The sequence below is a fragment of the Streptomyces sp. NPDC058637 genome, assembly GCF_042717325.1.
In the GTDB taxonomy this organism is placed as follows: Bacteria; Actinomycetota; Actinomycetes; order Streptomycetales; family Streptomycetaceae; genus Streptomyces.
Genome location: NZ_JBHXRD010000024.1, coordinates 1 through 18,486 on the forward strand (window position 1 = coordinate 1; position 18,486 = coordinate 18,486).

Consider the following 18,486-nt stretch of genomic DNA (forward strand, 5'->3'; position numbering starts at 1 on the left):
GGGGACCCTGTGGGAGAGTAGGACGCCGCCGAACAATTATTCCGGGAAAGCCCCGTGCCCTTGTGGCACGGGGCTTTTCTGCGTTCACGACCCGTTCCGACCACCGAGCCGAGACCATTCCGGCACTGTGGCGGGTTCGCCCGACGGGTGTCCCCGGCGTGAACCGGGGGCCGTCCTCGGGCCGCGATCGTGTGCTCAGCCGGTGGCGGTGCCGAACCACCGGGGCAGCCGTTCGAGCAGGTCCTGCTGGTCCTCACCGACCCATGCCACATGGCCGTCCGGCCTCAGCAGCACGGCGGGTACGTCCGGGTCCGCGTCCTCGCTTCCGACGTCGACGACGTGGTCGACCCGGTCCGTCCAGCCCGCCGCCGACAGCCGGCCGGTCCGGTCGAGCAGCAGCCCGCGGCCCTCGCGCATCAGTTCGTAGAGGCGCCCCTGCTTCAGCTGTACGTCCCGCATCCGACGGCCGAGCAGTTCATGCCCTTCGCCGAAGTCGTAGCTCACATCGACCGCGGTGATCATCCCGGTCACGTACCGGTTCACCTCCTCGAAGTCCATCAGCTTCGTGAACAGCTCCCGCAGCGCGGTCGCCCCCGGGTCGGTCCCCAGCAGTGTGATCTGCGCGCGGGTGTTGGTCAGTACGCGGGCGCCCACCGGGTGCCGTTCGGCGTGGTAGCTGTCGAGGAGGTCGGCCGGGGCCCAGCCGGCGACGGCGGCGGCCAGCTTCCAGCCGAGGTTGAAGGCGTCCTGCACGCCGAGGTTCATCCCCTGTCCGCCGGTCGGCGGGTGGATGTGTGCCGCGTCGCCGGCCAGCAACACCCGGCCGACACGGTAGCGCTCGGCCTGCCGGGTGGCGTCGCCGAACCGGGACAGCCAGCGCGGGGAGTGGATGCCGAAGTCGGTGCCCGCGACGGCCCGCAGCCGCTGCTTGAAGTCGTCGAGGGTAGGTGCGGTCGTGCGGTCCTCGGACACCCCGTCGGCGGGCACGACGATGCGAGCCACCCCGTCACCACCGGGCGCGACGCCGAACCGCAACTGGGTCTTGCGTACTTCCTCGACGACGGCGGCGATCGTCGCCGGGTCCGCGGTCACCTCCATGTCGCCCAGCAGCGTCTCGACCTTGGCGGGTTCGCCGGGGAAGCCGATGCCGAGCTGCTTGCGCACCGGACTGCGTCCACCGTCGCAGCCGACCAGGTAGCGCGAACGCAGGTGCTTGCCGTCCGCGAGCTCGACGCTCACCCCTTCCTCGTCCTGGCTCAGGCCGACCACCTCACAGCCTCGCCGGATCTCCGTACCGAGTTCGAGGGCGCGCTCGTTCAGCAGCCGCTCGGTGACGGGCTGGGGGGTGGCGACGCCGTACGGGTGGGCCGTGTCCAACCGGTCGGGCCACGGCTTCATGATGCCGCCGAACAGCCCGCCGACCTGGAACTTCTCACTGACCGCGAGGAACCGTTCGAGCAGGCCACGCTGGTCCATCATCTCGACGCTGCGCGCGTGCAGGCCCTGACCGCGGGATTCCTTGGTCGGCTCGGTCAGCTTCTCCAGCACGACCGTCCGCACACCGTGCAGCCGCAACTCGGCGGCCAGCATCAAGCCGGTCGGTCCGCCGCCGACCACGATCACGTCAATCATTCAGAACGCCCGTTTCAAAGAGAGGGGATTGCGGTCGGCCGCTCCGCGCGGCATCTGCCATTTCCGCAGGTCCTGGCTTCGGTCGGTCATTCTGCGGCACCACCGGGGCCTTGCCGCAAGCCCCCTGGTGGGCTATAAGTTGAGAGTGGAAAGGAGCGGGTCTCCTCCTTCCCGGCGTCGCGGGCGAACCACGGAACCCGACCCCACCACCCCCTTCGGAGCACCTCTTCTCCGTCGCGCATTCCGGGCCGTCACTGGTTCCGGCCGCGAGAGGGACGGTGTCGGAAGTCGTTTGCCCTGGTGAGCGCGCCGGGGCACCATCGCTCCATGGATTACGTCGTACATGCGGTCCGGGCGGACGAGTGGGCCCGTGCCAAAGAGCTCCGCCTGGTGGCGCTGCAGGATCCGGTCGCTTCGGTCGCGTTCCTGGAGACGTACGAGCAGTCGCTGACCCGGCCCGACTCCTTCTGGCAGCAGCGGACAGCTGATGCCGCCGAGGGGAGGCGGACCCGGCAGTTCGTCGCTGTGGCGCCCGACGGGCGGTGGATGGGCACGGTCACCGTGCTCGTCGAGCGGCCTGCGGAAGGCGTGCGTTTCGGGGAGGCGGCCGAGGTCGATCAGACGCATCTGGTCGGGGTCTTCGTCCGGCCGGAGGTCCGGGGGTGCGGTGTGGCGGACGCCCTGTTCCAGGAAGCGGTCGACTGGTCCTGGTCGCTGACCGGTCCGCCGGTCGAGCGGGTGCGGCTGTACGTGCACGAGGCCAATCCGCGGGCCGCCGCCTTCTACCGCCGGATCGGCTTCGTCCCGTCCGGGCGGTCGGTGCTGCTGGAGGGTGACCCGACGGCCCGTGAGCTGGAGTTCGAGGTGCGCCGACCGGCCTTCTAGCAGGAGAGCGGCGGTTCGGGGGACGTGAGCCGTTCCCGCCAACGCGCCCTGCCCTGCTCCTCGGAGCGGAGGCACACCAGAGCGGGCATCCCCAGAGCCTGACCGGTCGTCAACAACTCAGGGAGCTGGGGAAGGGGCGCCACGGCCGCGACGTCGTCGAGGACGAGCGTCATTGGTGGGTCGAGCCGACCGTCGGTTGACCGTGCGGCCATGCGGCGGCCGTGCTCGACCACGTGTGAGGCGAGAGCGGTGAGGAGGGGCATCGCACCGGGGCGGTGACGGGGATCCTCGATGGGTTCGCCGACCAGATAGAGCGTTCCCCCTTCACGCGCAAAGGATTCCAGTACGAGCGAATCGACACGGTTCGGTGTGCAGGCGTCCCGGATGTGGACCGAGGAGAAGGCCGTGAACGCACGCACGGTCAGTTCCTGCGCCATCTCGCGGCGTTCGGGATAACCGGTGAGCGCGGACTCCAGGAGCCCGGCGAGACCGGAGGCGGCCCTGGGGTGGGTGCGGAGCAGGCGTACGGGTTCGTGCGCGCTGCCGCCGGAGGCCCAGCGGTGGACCTGGCGGAAGGGACGGCCGTCCACGGCCGCGGCGTGCAGCCAGCACTGGAGCAGGGTCTGGGCGGTGTCGGCGACGGCCGCGTCGACCCTGGCCTGCGGGCGGACCGGGGCGAGGAGCGCCGCGGCGCGTGCGGTGGCGGTGGCGGGGTCCTCGCAGCCGGCGGTCGGCGACCAGCGGAGGCGGGCCGGGGTGTCGCAGAGGTGGCCGGGGTCGTAGACGAGGACCGGGCCGAGTTTGCCGCGCGCGTCCTTCGTGTCGGCCCAGACCGTGGGGTCGGACGTGACGACGAGGACGGGGCCGTCGGCGTCCTGGACGGCCTGGACGACGGTGGGCCGGCGGCCGGCGGCCGTGTCGTAGAGGAGGAACGGGGCGCGGGGCGAGGGAACACCCAGGAAGGTCTCGGGCCCGGGTGCGGGCTCACGTACGGGCTCACGTACGGGCACGGGTACTGGCACGGGCTCGGGGGGTACGGGCTCGGGGGGTGCGGAGTCGGGGGGTGCGGCTGCCCCGGCGTACGAGCTGGACGCTGCGGGCAGGCGTGCGGGGCGCCGCACGGTGTCCTGTACGGGCTCCAGGGGCTCCTGCAGCGGCTGTTCGTACGGCGTCCGGGTCGTCGCCGTGCCCCGTTGCTTCCGCACCAGACGCCATCGGGCCACCACGCCGATCACGAACACGGCGATGACCGCCGACACCATCAGCTCGCCGATGAGCAGGCCCCAGAACAGCCCGAATCCGGAGAGCTCACCCGCCGGCGTGTCGGGCCAGGCGCCCGGGAGGTCCTGCGGGTCGCCGATCAGCGCGCGCAGTGCGAGGGGCGTCCGGGCGAACGTGACACCGTCCGGCCAGGACCCGTGGGCGAAGAGGCCCGCCAGCCCTGTGGCCGTCCAGGCCAGGACCGTCAGCGCGGCCAGAAAGGCCAGGAGGCCGATCAGCAGCCCGTCCGGGACACCGCCCTGGCCCTCGCCGCCGCGTTCCGTACGGGATGGTGCCTGGCGTGCCATGTCATGCCACCGTTGACTCGGACGACTCGTTCAGCCGTTGCTGGTGCTCGATCCTCGCCGCCCGCTGCTCCGCCTCCAGCTCCGCGGCTCGTACGTCCTCGGGAAGCATGTCCGACGTGGAGCCCTCGGTCATCGCTCGGTCGGTGAAGACCAGGGGACGTTCCGCCTCGGTGATCAGGTGTTTGACGACCTGTACGTTGCCGTTGACGTCCCAGACCGCGATGCCCGGCGTCAACGTCGGGATGATCTCGACCGCCCACCTGGGCAGGCCGATCACCTTGCCCGTCGCTCTGGCCTCGTCGGCCTTCTGGGCGTAGATCGTCCGGGTCGAGGCCATCTTCAGGATGGCCGCCGCTTCCTTCGCCGCGGCACCGTCGACGACGTCGCTGAGGTGGTGGACGACCGCGACGAACGACAGGCCGAGCCTTCGCCCGAACTTCAGCAGGCGCTGGAAGAGCTGAGCGACGAAAGGTGAGTTGATGATGTGCCAGGCCTCCTCGACGAGGAAGATGCGCTTCTTCCGGTCGGGCCTGATCCAGGTGTGCTCAAGCCACACGCCGACGATGGCCATCAGGATCGGCATCGCGATGGAGTTGCGGTCGATGTGCGAGAGGTCGAAGACGATCAGCGGGGCGTCGAGGTCGATGCCGATCGTCGTCGGGCCGTCGAACATGCCGCGCAGGTCACCGTCGACCAGCCGGTCCAGGACGAGCGCGACGTCCAGGCCCCAGGCCCGGACGTCGTCTATGTCGACGTTCATCGCCTCGGCGGATTCGGGCTTCGGGTGGCGCAGCTGCTCCACGATGTCCATCAGGACCGGCTGGCGCTCGGTGATGGTCACGTTCACGTACGCGTGGGCGACCTTCAGCGCGAAGCCGGAGCGCTCGTCCAGGCCGTGGCCCATGGCCACTTCGATGATCGTGCGGAGCAGGGCGAGCTGACCCGTCGTGGTGATCGTCGGGTCGAGCGGGTTGAGCCGGATCCCGTCGTTCAGCGCGGCGGTCGGGTCCAGGCGGATGGGGGTTATGCCCAGCTCCTGGGCGATGAGGTTCCACTCGCCGACGCCGTCCTCGCCCTGGGCGTCCAGGACGACGACCTGCCGGTCACGGAAGCGGAGCTGGCGCAGGACGTACGTCTTCTCCAGCGCGGACTTGCCGTTGCCGGACTCGCCGAGCACCAGCCAGTGCGGGGCGGGCAGCTGCTGCCCGTACAGCTGGAAGGGGTCGTAGATGTAGCCCTTGCCGGAGTACACCTCGCGCCCGATGATCACGCCGGAGTCGCCGAGGCCCGGTGCGGCGGTCGGCAGGTAGACGGCCTGGGCCTGGCCCGTCGACGTACGGACCGGAAGCCGGGTCGTCTCCACCTTTCCGAAGAGGAAGGCGGTGAAGGCATCCGACAATGCGGACAGCGGGTCTCGCATGGCGCGACTGCCCTCCCTCTCGGTTGTGGGTCGACGTGGTCAGCGACGGATGCCGGTGGCGAACGGCAGGGTGTTCACGAAGGCGCGGTGGTGCTCACGGTCGCACCACTCCAGCTTCAGGTACGACTTGCCGGCCGAGGCCCGGATCGTCCGCTTGTCGCGGGCGAGGGCTTCGGGGGACCGGGACGACACGGTGATGTACCCCACCAGGTTCACCCCGGCCGCGCCGCTCGCCAGATCTTCACCCCGCTGGTCGAGCCGGCCGTGGGCGGCGATGTCGCGCGGGTCCACCGTGCGGTTCATCTTGGCCTGACGGCTCGCTTCGGCGTCGTCGTTCGTCTTCTCCGTGAGCATGCGCTCGATGGCGACCTCGGTGGGTTCCAGGTCCATGCAGACCGCGACCGTACGGATCACGTCGGGCGTGTGGACCAGGAGCGGGGCCAGGAAGTTGACGCCGACGGGAGTCATCGGCCATTCCTTCACCCAGGCCGTGGCGTGGCACCAGGGGGCGCGGGTCGTCGACTCACGGGTCTTGGCCTGCAGGAACGTCGGCTCGACCGCGTCCAGCTCGGCCGGCCAGGCGTTGCGCTTCGTCATCGCCTGGATGTGGTCGATCGGGTGGTCGGGGTCGTACATCGAGTGCACGAGGGAGGCGAGCCTGCTCTGTCCCAGCGGCTGGCGCACCCGGATGTCGGCCTCGGCGAGGCGCGCGCAGATGTCGGTGAGCTCACGCGCCATGACGACGGCGAGACCCGCGTCGCGGTCGATCTTGCGGGTACCCCGGGGGCGCACGGCACGGGCCATGGCGTTGGCCTCGGCGGCCAGCTCGCGGCTGTAGTGCATGCACGCGACGAGGTAGGCGCGGTGCTGCTCGCTGGAGGTGGAGACCATCGACTGGAGCTGGTCGTAGGACTCCTGCAGCCAGCCGGGGGCACCCTTGTCGCCGCGCTGGGCGACGTCCTTGGCGTGCGCGTCGGGGTCGGCGGGAAGAGTGCGGGCCAGCATCTGAAGGCGCGTCACGAACCCGTCGCCGTTGGCCACGTGCTTGAGCAGCGTCCCGAACCGGTCGACCAGGGCCTCCTGGTCCTCGCTGTCGCGCAGACCGACGCCGGGGCCCTCGATCTCGATGGCGGCGGTGACCGTACGGCGGTCGGCGTGCAGGAGCACGGCGATCTCGTCCGGCCCGAACGGTGCCGCGAGCCAGCTGATCCGGCCGATGCCGGGCGGCGGGCCGATCTCCACCTCACGGCCGTCGGCGCTGACCCCGGCCTCCATGACGGAGGAACGGTACGCCGTACCGCGGCGCACCGTGCGCTTGAAGCTGCGGTTGATCTCGAACCACTTGTAGAAGGTGCGGCCCTTGTAGGGGACGTACACGACGGCCAGGGCGAGCATGGGGAAGCCCACGAGCGCGACGATCCGCAGGGACAGCGTCGGAATGAGGAGCCCGCTCATCATGCCGAGGAACGCCCCGGCGATGATCAGCGCGATCTCGCCCGTCTCGCGGTTCTTGCCGACGATCGCGTTCGGCCGGGCGCGCCCGATGAGATACGTACGGCGGGGCGCGATCGTGTGGGACTGGGTCGTCAACGCCCCCCACCTCCTGAGCTCGTGTTACCTGTGCTGCCTGAACCGCCCCGCGAGGGACGGCTGCCGTGGGGGGTGCCGGAGGTGGGTCCGGACCCGCTGCGGGGTGACGGCGCGGCGGTGGGGATGGATCCGCCGCCCCCGCCGGAACCGCGGGAGCTGTGCGCGGCCACGCCGCCGCTGACCGCGTTGGCGGTGCGGGCGCCTCCGCCACCGCTGTCGCCGCCTCCGCCGCGTCCGCTGTGGGTCTTGATGCCCTGGGAGACGAGGGCGGCGGGAGAGCTGATCATCGCGGCGGCCTGGGAGCCGTCGGTGGCCTGCTTGCGGTTGGTGCGGGCGCCCTGGATCTCGTCGCCGAAGCCGGGGACGAAGCGGTAGATCATGGCGGACGCGAAGATGGCCAGCAGGATGATGGCCAGGCCGGACACGACGGCGGACATGGCGTTCGGGCCGTCGTCCTCGGAGAGGGCGCCGGCGAGCCCGAGCACGATGACGATGACCGGTTTGACCATGATCACCGCGATCATGATGCCGGCCCAGCGGCGGACGTGGCCCCACATGTTCTTGTCGACGAGCCCGGAGTAGACGACGACTCCGAGCAGGGCGCCGACGTAGAGCAGGGCGGCCCGGATGACGAGCTCCAGCCACAGGATTCCGGCGGCGACGATCGACACGAGCGAGACGACGATCAGCATGATCGGCCCGCCGCCGATGTCGGTGCCCTTCTTCAGCGCCTCCGCGAAGGACCCGAAGAAGACGTCGCTCTGGCCCCCGGTGGCGGTCGAGATGCCCTCGGTGACGCCGTCGGTGGCGGAGACGACGGTGTAGAGGATGAGGGGGGTGAACGCGGAGGCCAGGACGGTGAGCCAGAGGAAGCCGATGGCCTCGGAGAGCGCGGTCGTCAGCGGAACGCCACGGATCGCACGCTTGGCCACGGCGAGCAGCCAGAGGACGAGCGTGAGGATGGTCGACGCGGCGAAGACGACGGCGTACTGCTGGAGGAACCTCTCGTTGGTGAAGTCGACGGTGGCGGTGCCGTCCACGGCCTCGCTGAGCTTGCCGACGGTCCAGGACGCGGCGTCTGCGCAGCCGCGGGCGAGGGAGGTGAGGGGGTCGAGGGCGTCGGTGGTGACGGTGGGAGAACGACGCGCGGCACCGCCGGACTCGTCGCCTTCGCAGTAGTCCTTGGCCAGCCCGACGATTAGGTCGCAGGGGTTGTCGCTGGTGCTGGGGGAAGGAGTGGGCGTGGGCGACGGCTCTGCGTACGCGTGAGATGGCAGCAGGACGACCGTGGCCGGCAGGCCCACCAGCACTCCCAGGAGTGGGAGCGCACGGAGACGACGGCTATCGGGCATAGGTGAAGCCTCCGTATCCCTCAACAGCACCAGCGATGTCGTCCGCAGTGGATGCCCGGTTGTCGCCGTTGACCGGCGTCGGGCCTTCTGCTTGAGTCGACGACTCGACCTTCCAGTCGTTGTCGACCCACTTGAGCTTCTCCGTGATGGTGAACCATGTCGCGGTGACCGGCTTGGTCGAGCCCTGCCCTGCCATACCGACGAGGCCGGTGCACCACACCTCGACCGTGGTGGCGTCCCCGCTCCGGGCCGTCACTTTGGTACCCACTGGCACGGTGCGGGAGACGAAGGTCAGCCCACTGGGAGTGCTGCCGTCCTCGTTCAAACCGACGTTGGCAAGGAAGCCGGGAGAGTAGGCTTCGGCCATGTCGGCCTGGAGCCTTGCGACGACGGCGGGGACATGCGTCACCTGCAAGATCCCGTCACGCTTCGTCTTGTCGAACATCTCCGCCGACCCAAGCGCCACCGCGTAATTCGCCGCCGCACTCTGCGCCCCCTGCTCGTCACGCGCGAAGCCCGACGCGATCGTGCCGTTCTTGCCCTGTACCGGCTTCGTGCCCGTCGCGGCTGTCGGGCCCGCACCCGCGGCGGACGATTCCTTGCCTGCGGCCGGGTCCTCGGCCTCGCCCCCGCTTCCGCCCCGGTTCGCGAACGCGATAGCCGCGACGAGCAGGACGACCACGCCGACCACCATGATCAGCGAACGGGAGTTCCGGGCGGGCCGGCGCCCGTAACCGTCGCCTTCGTCGCCACCGGGAAGGCGCGTACGGGTCTGGCGCGTCCCACCGAGGGTGCTGTACGCGTCATCCGTGCGGCCGCCCGGTTCACTGCCGTATCCGCGCTCGTCGTCCTGGCTCATGCCGCGTACGCCCCCTCAGCCGTGTGCGGTTCCGCGTGGTACGACGGTAGCTGTGCTGGTTCCCGCGTGGGCGCGGTGTGGTGACTCGACATCAGGGGACGCAACCTCTGCCGGTGGGCACGACGGACGGATGGTGTGGGGGCGGGCGCGGGGTCTGGCCATGGGCAGAGAGGCTGACCAGACGTCAGACAGCCATTCCGTACACGATGGTGAACAGGGTGCCCAGCGACCCGATGATGAAGACGCCGGTCAGCCCCGCCACGATCAGGCCCTTGCCCTGTTCGGCGCTGAACGTGTCACGCAGGGCCGTCGCGCCGATGCGCTGCTTTGCCGCACCCCAGATCGCGATGCCGAGGCAGAGCAGGATGGCCACCGCCATCACCACCTCGATCATGATGCGCGCCTCGTTGCCCAGGGTCCCGAACGGCCCCCAGTTCGGGGCGATTCCGCCGATGATGGTGGTGATGTCGCCCTCTTCAGCTGCCAGGATCATGTAAGTCACCGCCCCTGTTGGGTAGTTCGCCGCCCGCGCCGTTCGACACGGGTCGGTCTCTATCTTCGCTGATGAAACCGGCATCGCACGACGCCTTCCCGGGTCTCTTTACCCGGATCTCGCACGTTTGACCGGGGAGGCCGCCCTGACCTGCGACTCGAGTCGGCATCGACATGCATATGCATGGTTACTCTGTGTATCAGAGTATGTGACGGCTAGCAACGACGGTGGCCATGGGTTCTGGAGGCGGTTGCAGCGTTCGCCGGGCCTGGCGCGTTCGTACGCGCTGTTCGAGAGCCGTGAGCGCGCCGGTGGCTTCCGGTAGATGCGTCATCAGGTGCTTGACGGGGAAGGGCCTCCGGGCCCGTGGTGCCGGAGGACCGTCCGTGCCGGGGCGTCGGCGCGGGGCGGCGTCGTCCAGTGTGCGGGTGGCCGGAAATCGCACCAGGAGCCGTCGAACGGGAAGGTTCCCGCGTCGGCGAGCCGGGCCACCCGCTCACCCTCGGTACGGATGCCGGCCGCTTCGTCGGCCGACCAGTAGGCCGGGTGCCCCGTCTTCTCGGCGAACGACCGCTCGTCCTTCCACCGCCAGTTACGGTCCGGTGCCACCTCGATGTCGAGTTCGTGGTCGACGACGTCGATGTCCTCGCCGTGGTGGACGCGGCGTTCGAGGTTCACGTACCAGCCCCGGAACTTCTGCCTCCGCCCGAAGAACCAGAACACCGCGTGCCCGGCGCCGGTCGGCTGGTGGATGAGGGCGCTGCCCAGCGGCCAGCGGTCGGCCTTCGCGGGATAGCCCGCGGCGGGCCGGTCCTGCGGCGGGATGTCCCTGAGGTGCGCCCCGCCGGGCAGGTCCGTACGCCACATCGGGGTGCCCGTCTCCAGCCACACCAGCTGCGCCTCGTCCGTGCGTTCGACGAGACGTACGGGGACGGAGGAGCTCAGATGGCCGCCGATGAAGAGGTTCCAGCGGAGGATCTGCCCGGTCATGAGGCGAGCAGGCCCAGTTCGTCAGCGGTGAACTCCAGCGCGCCGGCGGCAACGTTCTCGACGAGGTGGTCCGGGTTGCCCGTGCCGGGGATGGCCAGCACGTGCGGTCCCTGGTGCAGGGTCCATGCCAGGCGCACCTGTGCGGGCGTCGCGCCGTGGTCGCGTGCGACGGTGAGCACCGCCTCGCTCTGGGCAGCGGTCGCACCCGCCTCGCGTCCGGCGCCGGCGATGGCCCAGAACGGCACGAACGCGATGCCCTGCTCGCCGCAGTGGCGCAGGAACGCGTGGTTCTCGGGCGGGGAGTCGATGCCGTACATGTTCTGTACGCAGACCACGGGGGCGATGGCCCGGGCCTCGGCGAGCTGTTCCGGCGACGTGTTGGACATGCCCAGGTGCCGGATCAGCCCGGCCTCGCGCAGCTCGGCCAGCGCCCCGAAGTGGTCGGCGACGGACGAGGACGTGTGGCTGCGGGCGATGCGCAGGTTCACCACGTCGAGGTGGTCGCGGCCGAGCTGGCGCAGGTTCTCCTCGACCTGTCCGCGCAGCTGGTCCGGGGCGGCCCAGGTCCATTCACCGGAGGGGTCGCGGCCCGGTCCGACCTTGGTGGTGATGACCAGGTCGTCGGCGTACGGGGCGAGCGCGGTGTTGATGAGCTCGTTGGCGGACCGCAGGGGCGAGAAGTAGAAGGCGGCGGTGTCGATGTGGTTCACGCCGAGCTCGATCGCGCGGCGCAGGACCCGGACGGCTCGGCCCCGGTCGCTGGAGTCGCCGTGGGTGAACGCCGGCCCGTCCTGCGGGAGACGCATGGCGCCGAAGCCGATCCGGTTGACCGTCAGGTCGCCGAGCTTCCAGGTGCCGGCTGCGGATGCGGTGATGGTTTCCGAGGACGAGGTCATCGGTGAATTCTTTCACCGGCCCGCGGCGGGGCACGACGGGAGCGGGACATGGTGATCATCCCGAGCGGCGGGCTACAGGGGCCCCTTGGCTGATGGATCACGGATCTCTGCGTCGTGTCGGCGCGGGCGGCGATTGCCGAGCCACGGCGTGAGCAGGGCCGCCGGTTCGGTGACCGCACTCAGCCTGCCCCCCGGGGCGAGCGACCGGTCCTCTCCCGTGTGCGGTGGAGCCGGCCCCGGCCCGCGGTTCGTTCCGTTCCGCCGGTGGTCACGTGGCTTCGTCGGCGAAGTGGTCGAACTCTCCGGCCCGGACGCCCTGTGTGAACGCGTCCCACTTGGTGCGGGTGGTGGTGACCACCGTGTCGGGGTCGCCGGTCTCGCGGAGGTGGACGAGGTCCCCGGCCCCGAACGCGATCTCGATCCACGGCCCGGGGCCCTCCGCGTCCTCGGGTGCGACGCGGGTCCAGGTGAGGTCGGCGGGGGTGTCAGCCATGCGACGGGGTCGTCTTGACGTTGCGGACGAGGGCGGCCCACGCGGCTGGCGTGGTGTGGATTACGGCGCCGGTGGGATCGCTGCTCTCGGTCACCTGGACCGCGCCATGGCGGGCGGCGACGTGTATGCACGCCTCGCCCTGCGCGCAGTAGGAGGACTTCTGCCAGGAGAAGGTCATCGTCGTTCCTTTCACAGTTCCTGGACGATCCGGTGGATCAGGTCGCGGGATTGCGCGGAGGTCAGCGCGACGGCGTCGAGCCGGTCGAGCAGCAGCCGGTACTGCGTCAGCTGGGCCTCGCCGTCGATGAACACCGGGCCGTGGGACTGATCGAGCTGGGCGGTGTCGAGGCTCGGGACGGGGCCTTGCACGTAGTACACGGACTGGCCCGAGCCCGGGTAGGACGGTGCGGTGAACGGGATCACCCGGATCGTCACGTGGGCGCGCTCACTCAGCTCCAGCAGGTGCTGAAGCTGAGCGCGGGCCACAGCGGTGCCCCCGAACCCCATGCGCAGGGCCGCTTCGTGGACGAGGGCGCGGTACGGGACGGGGCGCGCCCGGTAGAGGACGGCCTGGCGTTTGACGCGGTACGAGACCCGGTGCTCGATCTCGGGCGGTGACATCTCGGGCACGGCCTGCCGGTGGATCTCACGTGCGTGGTCGACGGTCTGCAACAGGCCGGGGACGTGGATGCTGTGCGCTGCCCGCAGGCTGGCGCCGTGGTGTTCGATCTCTGCCAGATCGAGGAGCCGCGGCGGCAGGATGCCCCGGTACTCCTCCCACCAGCCGCGCTTGCGGTCGCCCGTCATGGCCACCAACGCATCGATCAAGGCCTGGTCCGTGCAGGAGTACGCCTGGGCCGCGATCCGTACACGCTCGGCGCTCACGCCGAACCGTGCGACCTCTATGTTGCTCAACTGACCCGAACTCGTCCCCAGCAGGCCGGCTGCCTGAGTGGTGGTCATCCCGGCGCGCTCCCGCAGCTTGCGCAGCTCCGCGCCCAGCCGTGTGCGGCGGGCGGTGGGAGCCGGCCTGCCTGCCATCTGAACCTTCCTTGAAGTCAGCTGAGTTGGCGGTGTCACTCGCAGGAGTGGTTCAACTCAAAGATTCCGGTCAATTGGCGCAAGTAATCCTTGCCGGAGCCTACTCTCGGACGCAGGCCACCCGCCCGGAAGAACCCCGCTCGACGGAGCGACCTGGTCACTGGGCACCGCAGCACATCGCCCCGACATCACTCCGTGAACGGAGACTTCCATAGCCATGGCCACCGTATCGCCGCCTTGGGTGTACACCCTGCAACTTCCGCGAGATCCCCGCGCACCAGGCGTGGCCCGCTCCACCCTCCGTGCCGTGCTGCGGGCGCACGGCATGTCGGAGCTCATCGAGACCGCCGAGCTGCTGGCCAGCGAACTGGTCACGAACGCGTACCTGCACTCCGAGGGTGCGTATTCGCTCCGGCTGCGCGGGGCGGGACGGCAGCGCGTCAGGCTCAGCGTCTGGGACACCGACCCACACATTCCGGCGCCGTTCGCCTGCAACTGGAGTGCGGAGGCTCCGTCGGTGCTGGCCGAGCGTGGGCGCGGGCTCCACCTCATCACGCTCTGGGCCGAGAGCTGGGGCGCGTACCCGATGAGGGCCGGACTGCCGGGGCAGGGCGGGAAGCTGCTGTGGGTCGAATGCGCGGGAAAGGCGGAGTGTCAGAGGAGTGATCTACCGTAACAGTGTGTAGTTGATCTGCGTGTCGGTGGAGGGAGCTCTTATGCCTGAGGCGTACGGATACGGCTGGCACTACGGTGGAATCGCCGCAGGACGGGGCACGGGCCCTCCCCCCGAGTCCGTTCGTGCGGGCACCACGTCCGCGTCGCAGGGACGGAGGCCACACGCCACGTCCGGTCAGCCGTCCTTGCGCCCGCGCCCGGGTAACCTGCGTGAAATCGCCGCGAAGATCGAAGAGGAGACGGGCCTGCGCGTGCAGGTCCTGGGGGGAAGTCTCGTGACTTCTCCGCCGCCGCGCGGCAAGCACGCGGGGACGATCAGGCGGCTGCGTCTGCAGCGGGACCCCGGGCTTCCGACGGGACTCACGGCGTACGAGGTGACGTCGGTCGCCATGCCAGGCGACCTCGACGACTACGCCACACCGGATCTCGTCGTCCTGCCCGAGGCGTGGGACGACGACGACAACTGGCTGGCCGACCCTGCGGACGTGGAGCTGGCCGTGGAGGTCATCTCCCAGTCGGAGAAGGCCAGAGACATCTCGCGGAAGAGTGACTGGTACGGGGTTGCGGGAGTGCGGTCGCCGCTCGTCATGGATCCGCGACAGGGCAGTTGGGCGTTGCACACGCGGCCAGGCGACGGCAGTTACCAGCAGTCGAGACCCGGCAAGTACGGGGAAGCCGTTTCCTGCCGCCGCGTCTCGCCCTGACGGCGACCACGGACTCGTTTCCGCTGTACGGCACTCCCGGAACCGCCGCGCCGGGAGGTGGGGGTGTGACACGGGGCGAGGCAGACCGGACGTTCAGGCGTGGAGCTCCGGTGGGAAGCCGGTCCAGCGGAGCTCTGCGGGGAGGTGGCCCATGTCGTTGACCATGACCACTGCCGCGGGCCGGCCGGGTACGTAACGGATCACGGTCAGAGCCGCGTTGGCGTGGTTCAGGCCCATCCAGCGCCAGGCCGGGGCGTCGAGGGCGTCGCGTACCAGCCAGGCGGCCAGAAACGCATGGGTGATGACCAGTTCGTGGCGGGGCTCGTCGCCTTCCGCCGGCCCGGTGAACCGCGCCAGCGCGGCGCGGGCCAGCGCGGGACCGCCTTCGCGTTCCTCCGGCGGGAACTGCTCAACGAAGGCGAGCAGACGGTCCGCCGAGTCCGGCGGGAGCTCGTCCCGCTGCGGGAGGTACGGGAGGTAGTCCCCGGCCGCATCCGACGCGTGAAGGGGGATGTCGCCGAGCTGGCGGTGAACGAGCTGGGCGGTCTGCGTGGCACGGGGGAGCGGGCCGTGGTGGACGGCGGAGAGGTTGCTGCTCCGGAGCCTTTCGCCGAGCAGCGTTGCCTGGCGTCGGCCGCCCTCCGTCAGCGCGGTCTCGTCCGGCGAGGCATGGCCGTGCCGGGCGACGTAGAGGTAACGGGTGGCGGTGCCGGTCATGGTGCGGTTCCTCCCAGCGCAGTGATGATCTTGCGGACGACGGGAGGGACGGCGCGGGGACGCGGGACGGTTCCGTGTCGCGCGTACGGGTGAACGTGCGGGCGGGGGATGCCTTGGTGCGGCGGGGGCGGGGGGCCTCGCCGTCGGTGTGCCCGGCGTGTCGGGTAGGCCGGATTTGGCACAGTGCCGCTCCGTGACCGAGAACGGGGTGAGCGGTGTGGCAGTGGTGCGGCGGCTGAGTGACCTGACGGGTCCGGCGGGCGCGGGTGGTGCCGGACGGGAGGAGCTGAAGCACAGCGACGGGCCGTGGCTGCGGGCCGCGGGAGGTGCGCAGGCGCTGTGTACGCACCTGGGGCCGGTGCCGTCGGAGCTGGCGACGGCTCACAAAGGGCTGGTCGCGGGGGCCGGTGACCTTTCGGCCCTCGCGGAACTCGGCACCGTACGGACGTCCTGGGAGCGGCGGATCGCGGCGGCGCGGGGCGAGTGCGCGGGCCTCGCGGACATGCTGCGGGCCGTCGCGCGGGCCCAGGGGGAGACGAACGAGGCCGTGCGGTCGTCCTTCGCGCCGGTCTCGGACAGGGCCGGGGTGGTGCGGTGAGGTCACCGGCCCTGACCTGGGCGGCGCTGCGGGACCTGAAGTGCGGCGAGCTGGAGGGCGCGGCGGACGGGTGGGGCGCGGCCGCCAACCGGGCAGACGCGGCCCGTGACCGGATCGAACAGGAACTGCTGAACGGGCTGCGCGACACGCAACAGGGGGAGGCGGCGACCTCGGCCGTGGCCCGACTGCGGCAACTGGGCCGGAACTTCCAGTACGTGTACACGGAGTGCGGGCTCCTCCGCACGACGCTCAACAGCCTGGCCCACGAGCTGAAGGCGCAGCAGCGGGTGCTGGCGGGCGCGCTGGACGACGCGGTGACGCTGAGGTTCACGGTGCACGCGGACGGTTCGGTGTCGTACCCGGCCGCGGGCGACGGCATCATCGACGACCGGCCGCCCCAGGGCGGTACGGCGTCGTCGGGCGGCCTGCCGGCCCTGTCGGCGCCCTCGGGGCTGGTCGCACCGAACCCCAACCTGGCGAAGGCGCAGGACATCGCGGACCGGCTGGCGGGAGCGGTGCGGGCGGCGGCCGAGATCGACTGGCGGTACGCGGGAATCCTGCGGCGGCTCAAGGCCGAGGAGGGCCTGAAGGTCCCGGCCTCGACCTGGACGGACGCGGCGGGCGACGCGGCAGCGGTCCGGGATGCCGCGGGGGCGTACCTGAGGAACGCGATCCCGCACGATGCGACCCCGGCGGAACGGCACGCGTGGTGGGCCGGCCTGACCCAGGAACAGCGCGAGGAGTACCTGGCGGTGTACCCGGACCGGATCGGCAACCTGGACGGGATCCCGGCGGTGGCGCGGGATGCGGCGAACCGGGACAACTTGCAGTTGCTGATCGGGAAGCTGGCGGGGCGGGACGACGAGAAGTCGGTGACGCAGTTGGCGGGACTGCGGGAGATCGACCGGCAGTTGGGGGCGGCGACCCAGCCACCGATGTTCCTGCTCGGCATCGGCGATGAGGGGAACGGACGGGCGATTGTCTCGTACGGCAACCCTGATACGGCGAGGAACGTAGCTGCCTATGTGCCTGGGTTGAACACGTCTCTGGATAGGGACTTCGCGGAGGGAGACCTCAAGCGTGCTCGGGATACGGCGATTACTGCACAGAGGTATGACTCGTCCAGTGCAGCGATTGTCTGGCTTGGCTATGACGCACCACAGGCGCCGGACTGGTTCGGGAGTTTGGCAGTTATGGGTGAGGACCGAGCCAATCAAGGTGGGGATGCTTTCCGTGGATTCACGAATGGGCTGATGGTCACGAGTGACCATGATGATCCACATTTGACCGCCATTGGTCACTCTTACGGTTCACGGACAGTTGGTGCAGCAACTCAACAGGGAGATGGGATGCCTGGAGTGGACGACATCGTCCTGGTGGGTAGTCCTGGAGTGGGGGTGGATCGTGCAGAGGATCTTGGTGTAGGTAAGGAAAACGTATTTGTCGGTGCAGCGGAAAATGATGTTGTGACGAGGCTTCCGTCTAAGCAGCAAGTGGCACTTGGTGCCGCGTCAGGCCCCCTGGCGTTTGTGGTGGGAGATATCGCTGACCAGGGGGATGATGACCTCTGGTTTGGCAAAGACCCGGCCAGCGACGCATTTGGCGCAAAGCGCTTCCAGGTGGACGAAGGGCCGCAGCTGGTTAGTAGCAGGGGGCTATCAATCGACGCGCATTCGCAATACTTCGACGTTGCCCCCGAGCGGGACAACGTATCGGCAGACAATATTGCTTTGATCGCTACCGGTAACTCGCGAAAAATTAAAACGGAGGAGCCCCGTTGAGGTTCTCACCGCGTCGGTCGGCACTTGTTGCGCTACTCATCGTGGCATCGTCGGGTTGTATGGATCCGGCAGCTCAGTCGAACGAGGAACGGCGTGCGAGTGTGAATATGCAAGGAGCGGCAGACCGTGCCGACAAGATTCTTGACGAGGTGCTGGCAGGGATTCGACCAGAGGTGCAATGGGCACATGATCCGACGACCACGGGTAAGTGTGATGTCTCGCGCAGGCGTACTGTTATGACGGTAATTTCTACAGAGCGTCGAGGTAGTTTCCTCGGGGTTGTAGAACGATTCTGGCGTAAGAACGGATACCGGATCAAGGCGATCAACAATGATGCAGACGTTCCGGCGGTCTACGCGCGGACGAGCGACGGCTTCGGGGTCAGTCTGAGCGTGGGAGGAAAAGGCCAAGCATTCTTCCAGGTGGACAGCCCCTGTGTCGAGAAGTCCGACGTGGCTGAGTCCACCACCCCTCCGAACGGCCCGGCCTACGAGGGCGTCTACCCCCTCCCCCGCCCCAACATCCGCTCCTCCTTCTGGTCAGCCGGCGCCCCCTGAGGCCTCCGCGTCCCCAATGACACGTAACCGGCCGGTCGGTGGGGATAGGGGAGGCGCTCGGCACCAGGGACATTGAGCCTGACATTGGGCCCTGGGGCCCATGCCGCGCCCTGTGGTGGTGTGGTCGCATACAGACACCGATCGAACTGTCACTGCGCCCACTCACCAAGCTGGGAGACTCGTCGTGTCTGGCATACGAGAATTAGCGGTTCCGGGTGGCGCCGATGTGAGTGCT

General features: G+C 69.6%; 19 protein-coding genes. 6 read left to right on the forward strand and 13 right to left on the reverse strand.

All coding sequences use genetic code 11. The features are described 5' to 3' along the window. Positions 1–195: 195 nt before the first annotated feature. Entirely contained in the window at positions 196–1,632 is a 1,437-nt protein-coding gene (gene rox, locus ACFWVP_RS23425; protein WP_384499405.1) for a rifampin monooxygenase, read from the reverse strand. A 327-nt stretch (positions 1,633–1,959) separates the two neighbouring features. Between rox and ACFWVP_RS23430 the strand changes: the two genes are divergently transcribed. After that, positions 1,960–2,517, forward strand: coding sequence for a GNAT family N-acetyltransferase (locus ACFWVP_RS23430; protein WP_384499406.1), 558 nt, complete (start codon positions 1,960–1,962; stop codon positions 2,515–2,517). Here the strand turns inward: ACFWVP_RS23430 and ACFWVP_RS23435 are convergent. The 11 genes from ACFWVP_RS23435 to ACFWVP_RS23485 all read right to left on the reverse strand — a co-directional run bounded on the left by ACFWVP_RS23435 (position 2,514) and on the right by ACFWVP_RS23485 (position 13,219). After that, positions 2,514–4,085 (reverse strand): type IV secretory system conjugative DNA transfer family protein, encoded by a 1,572-nt coding sequence (locus tag ACFWVP_RS23435; protein WP_384499407.1) that lies wholly within the window; start codon positions 4,083–4,085, stop codon positions 2,514–2,516. The two genes, ACFWVP_RS23430 and ACFWVP_RS23435, sit on opposite strands and share 4 nt — an antisense overlap. A 1-nt stretch (position 4,086) precedes the next feature. Beyond that, positions 4,087–5,505, reverse strand: a complete 1,419-nt coding sequence (locus ACFWVP_RS23440; protein WP_384499409.1) for an ATP-binding protein — start codon at positions 5,503–5,505, stop codon at positions 4,087–4,089. Between the two features lie 39 nt (positions 5,506–5,544). Further along, a complete protein-coding gene (locus tag ACFWVP_RS23445; protein WP_384499411.1) occupies positions 5,545–7,095 on the reverse strand; it encodes an SCO6880 family protein in 1,551 nt (516 codons plus the stop codon). Beyond that, entirely contained in the window at positions 7,092–8,447 is a 1,356-nt protein-coding gene (locus ACFWVP_RS23450) for a hypothetical protein (protein WP_384499413.1), read from the reverse strand. Before ACFWVP_RS23450 ends, ACFWVP_RS23445 begins: the two co-directional genes overlap by 4 nt. Continuing rightward, the gene (locus tag ACFWVP_RS23455; RefSeq protein ID WP_384499414.1) at positions 8,437–9,306 is read right to left on the reverse strand and encodes a hypothetical protein; all 870 of its coding nucleotides are present in this window, start codon (positions 9,304–9,306) and stop codon (positions 8,437–8,439) included. The genes ACFWVP_RS23450 and ACFWVP_RS23455 overlap by 11 nt, the downstream gene beginning before the upstream one ends. Positions 9,307–9,490: 184 nt before the next feature. Then, entirely contained in the window at positions 9,491–9,799 is a 309-nt protein-coding gene (locus tag ACFWVP_RS23460) for a hypothetical protein (protein ID WP_384499416.1), read from the reverse strand. Positions 9,800–10,132: 333 nt separating this feature from the next. Continuing rightward, positions 10,133–10,789 carry a DUF402 domain-containing protein gene (locus ACFWVP_RS23465; RefSeq protein WP_384499417.1) on the reverse strand — a complete coding sequence of 219 codons (657 nt, stop codon included), beginning with the start codon at positions 10,787–10,789 and terminating at the stop codon, positions 10,133–10,135. Beyond that, entirely contained in the window at positions 10,786–11,685 is a 900-nt protein-coding gene (locus ACFWVP_RS23470; RefSeq protein ID WP_384499418.1) for an aldo/keto reductase, read from the reverse strand. The genes ACFWVP_RS23465 and ACFWVP_RS23470 overlap by 4 nt, the downstream gene beginning before the upstream one ends. 268 nt (positions 11,686–11,953) lie before the next feature. Further along, a complete protein-coding gene (locus ACFWVP_RS23475; RefSeq protein ID WP_384499420.1) occupies positions 11,954–12,178 on the reverse strand; it encodes a DUF397 domain-containing protein in 225 nt (74 codons plus the stop codon). Then, a complete protein-coding gene (locus tag ACFWVP_RS23480) occupies positions 12,171–12,356 on the reverse strand; it encodes a DUF397 domain-containing protein (protein WP_384499421.1) in 186 nt (61 codons plus the stop codon). Before ACFWVP_RS23480 ends, ACFWVP_RS23475 begins: the two co-directional genes overlap by 8 nt. Positions 12,357–12,367: 11 nt before the next feature. Next, complete coding sequence (locus tag ACFWVP_RS23485) at positions 12,368–13,219, reverse strand: Scr1 family TA system antitoxin-like transcriptional regulator (protein WP_384499422.1); 852 nt, start codon at positions 13,217–13,219, stop codon at positions 12,368–12,370. A 211-nt stretch (positions 13,220–13,430) separates the two neighbouring features. Between ACFWVP_RS23485 and ACFWVP_RS23490 the strand changes: the two genes are divergently transcribed. Both ACFWVP_RS23490 and ACFWVP_RS23495 read left to right on the forward strand, forming a co-directional pair. Then, complete coding sequence (locus ACFWVP_RS23490; RefSeq protein ID WP_384499567.1) at positions 13,431–13,895, forward strand: ATP-binding protein; 465 nt, start codon at positions 13,431–13,433, stop codon at positions 13,893–13,895. Between the two features lie 274 nt (positions 13,896–14,169). After that, entirely contained in the window at positions 14,170–14,598 is a 429-nt protein-coding gene (locus ACFWVP_RS23495) for a Uma2 family endonuclease (RefSeq protein WP_384499424.1), read from the forward strand. A 93-nt stretch (positions 14,599–14,691) separates the two neighbouring features. Here ACFWVP_RS23495 and ACFWVP_RS23500 read toward each other — a convergent pair whose 3' ends face one another. Then, positions 14,692–15,315 (reverse strand): histidine phosphatase family protein, encoded by a 624-nt coding sequence (locus ACFWVP_RS23500; RefSeq protein WP_384499425.1) that lies wholly within the window; start codon positions 15,313–15,315, stop codon positions 14,692–14,694. A 193-nt stretch (positions 15,316–15,508) separates the two neighbouring features. Between ACFWVP_RS23500 and ACFWVP_RS23505 the strand changes: the two genes are divergently transcribed. The 3 genes from ACFWVP_RS23505 to ACFWVP_RS23515 are packed head-to-tail and all read left to right on the forward strand — an operon-like array spanning position 15,509 to position 18,251. Further along, positions 15,509–15,913, forward strand: a complete 405-nt coding sequence (locus tag ACFWVP_RS23505; RefSeq protein ID WP_384499427.1) for a hypothetical protein — start codon at positions 15,509–15,511, stop codon at positions 15,911–15,913. After that, the gene (locus ACFWVP_RS23510; RefSeq protein WP_384499428.1) at positions 15,910–17,694 is read left to right on the forward strand and encodes an alpha/beta hydrolase; all 1,785 of its coding nucleotides are present in this window, start codon (positions 15,910–15,912) and stop codon (positions 17,692–17,694) included. Before ACFWVP_RS23505 ends, ACFWVP_RS23510 begins: the two co-directional genes overlap by 4 nt. Before the next feature lie 59 nt (positions 17,695–17,753). Further along, positions 17,754–18,251 (forward strand): hypothetical protein, encoded by a 498-nt coding sequence (locus ACFWVP_RS23515; protein WP_384499430.1) that lies wholly within the window; start codon positions 17,754–17,756, stop codon positions 18,249–18,251. The last annotated feature ends 235 nt before the right edge of the window (positions 18,252–18,486 follow it).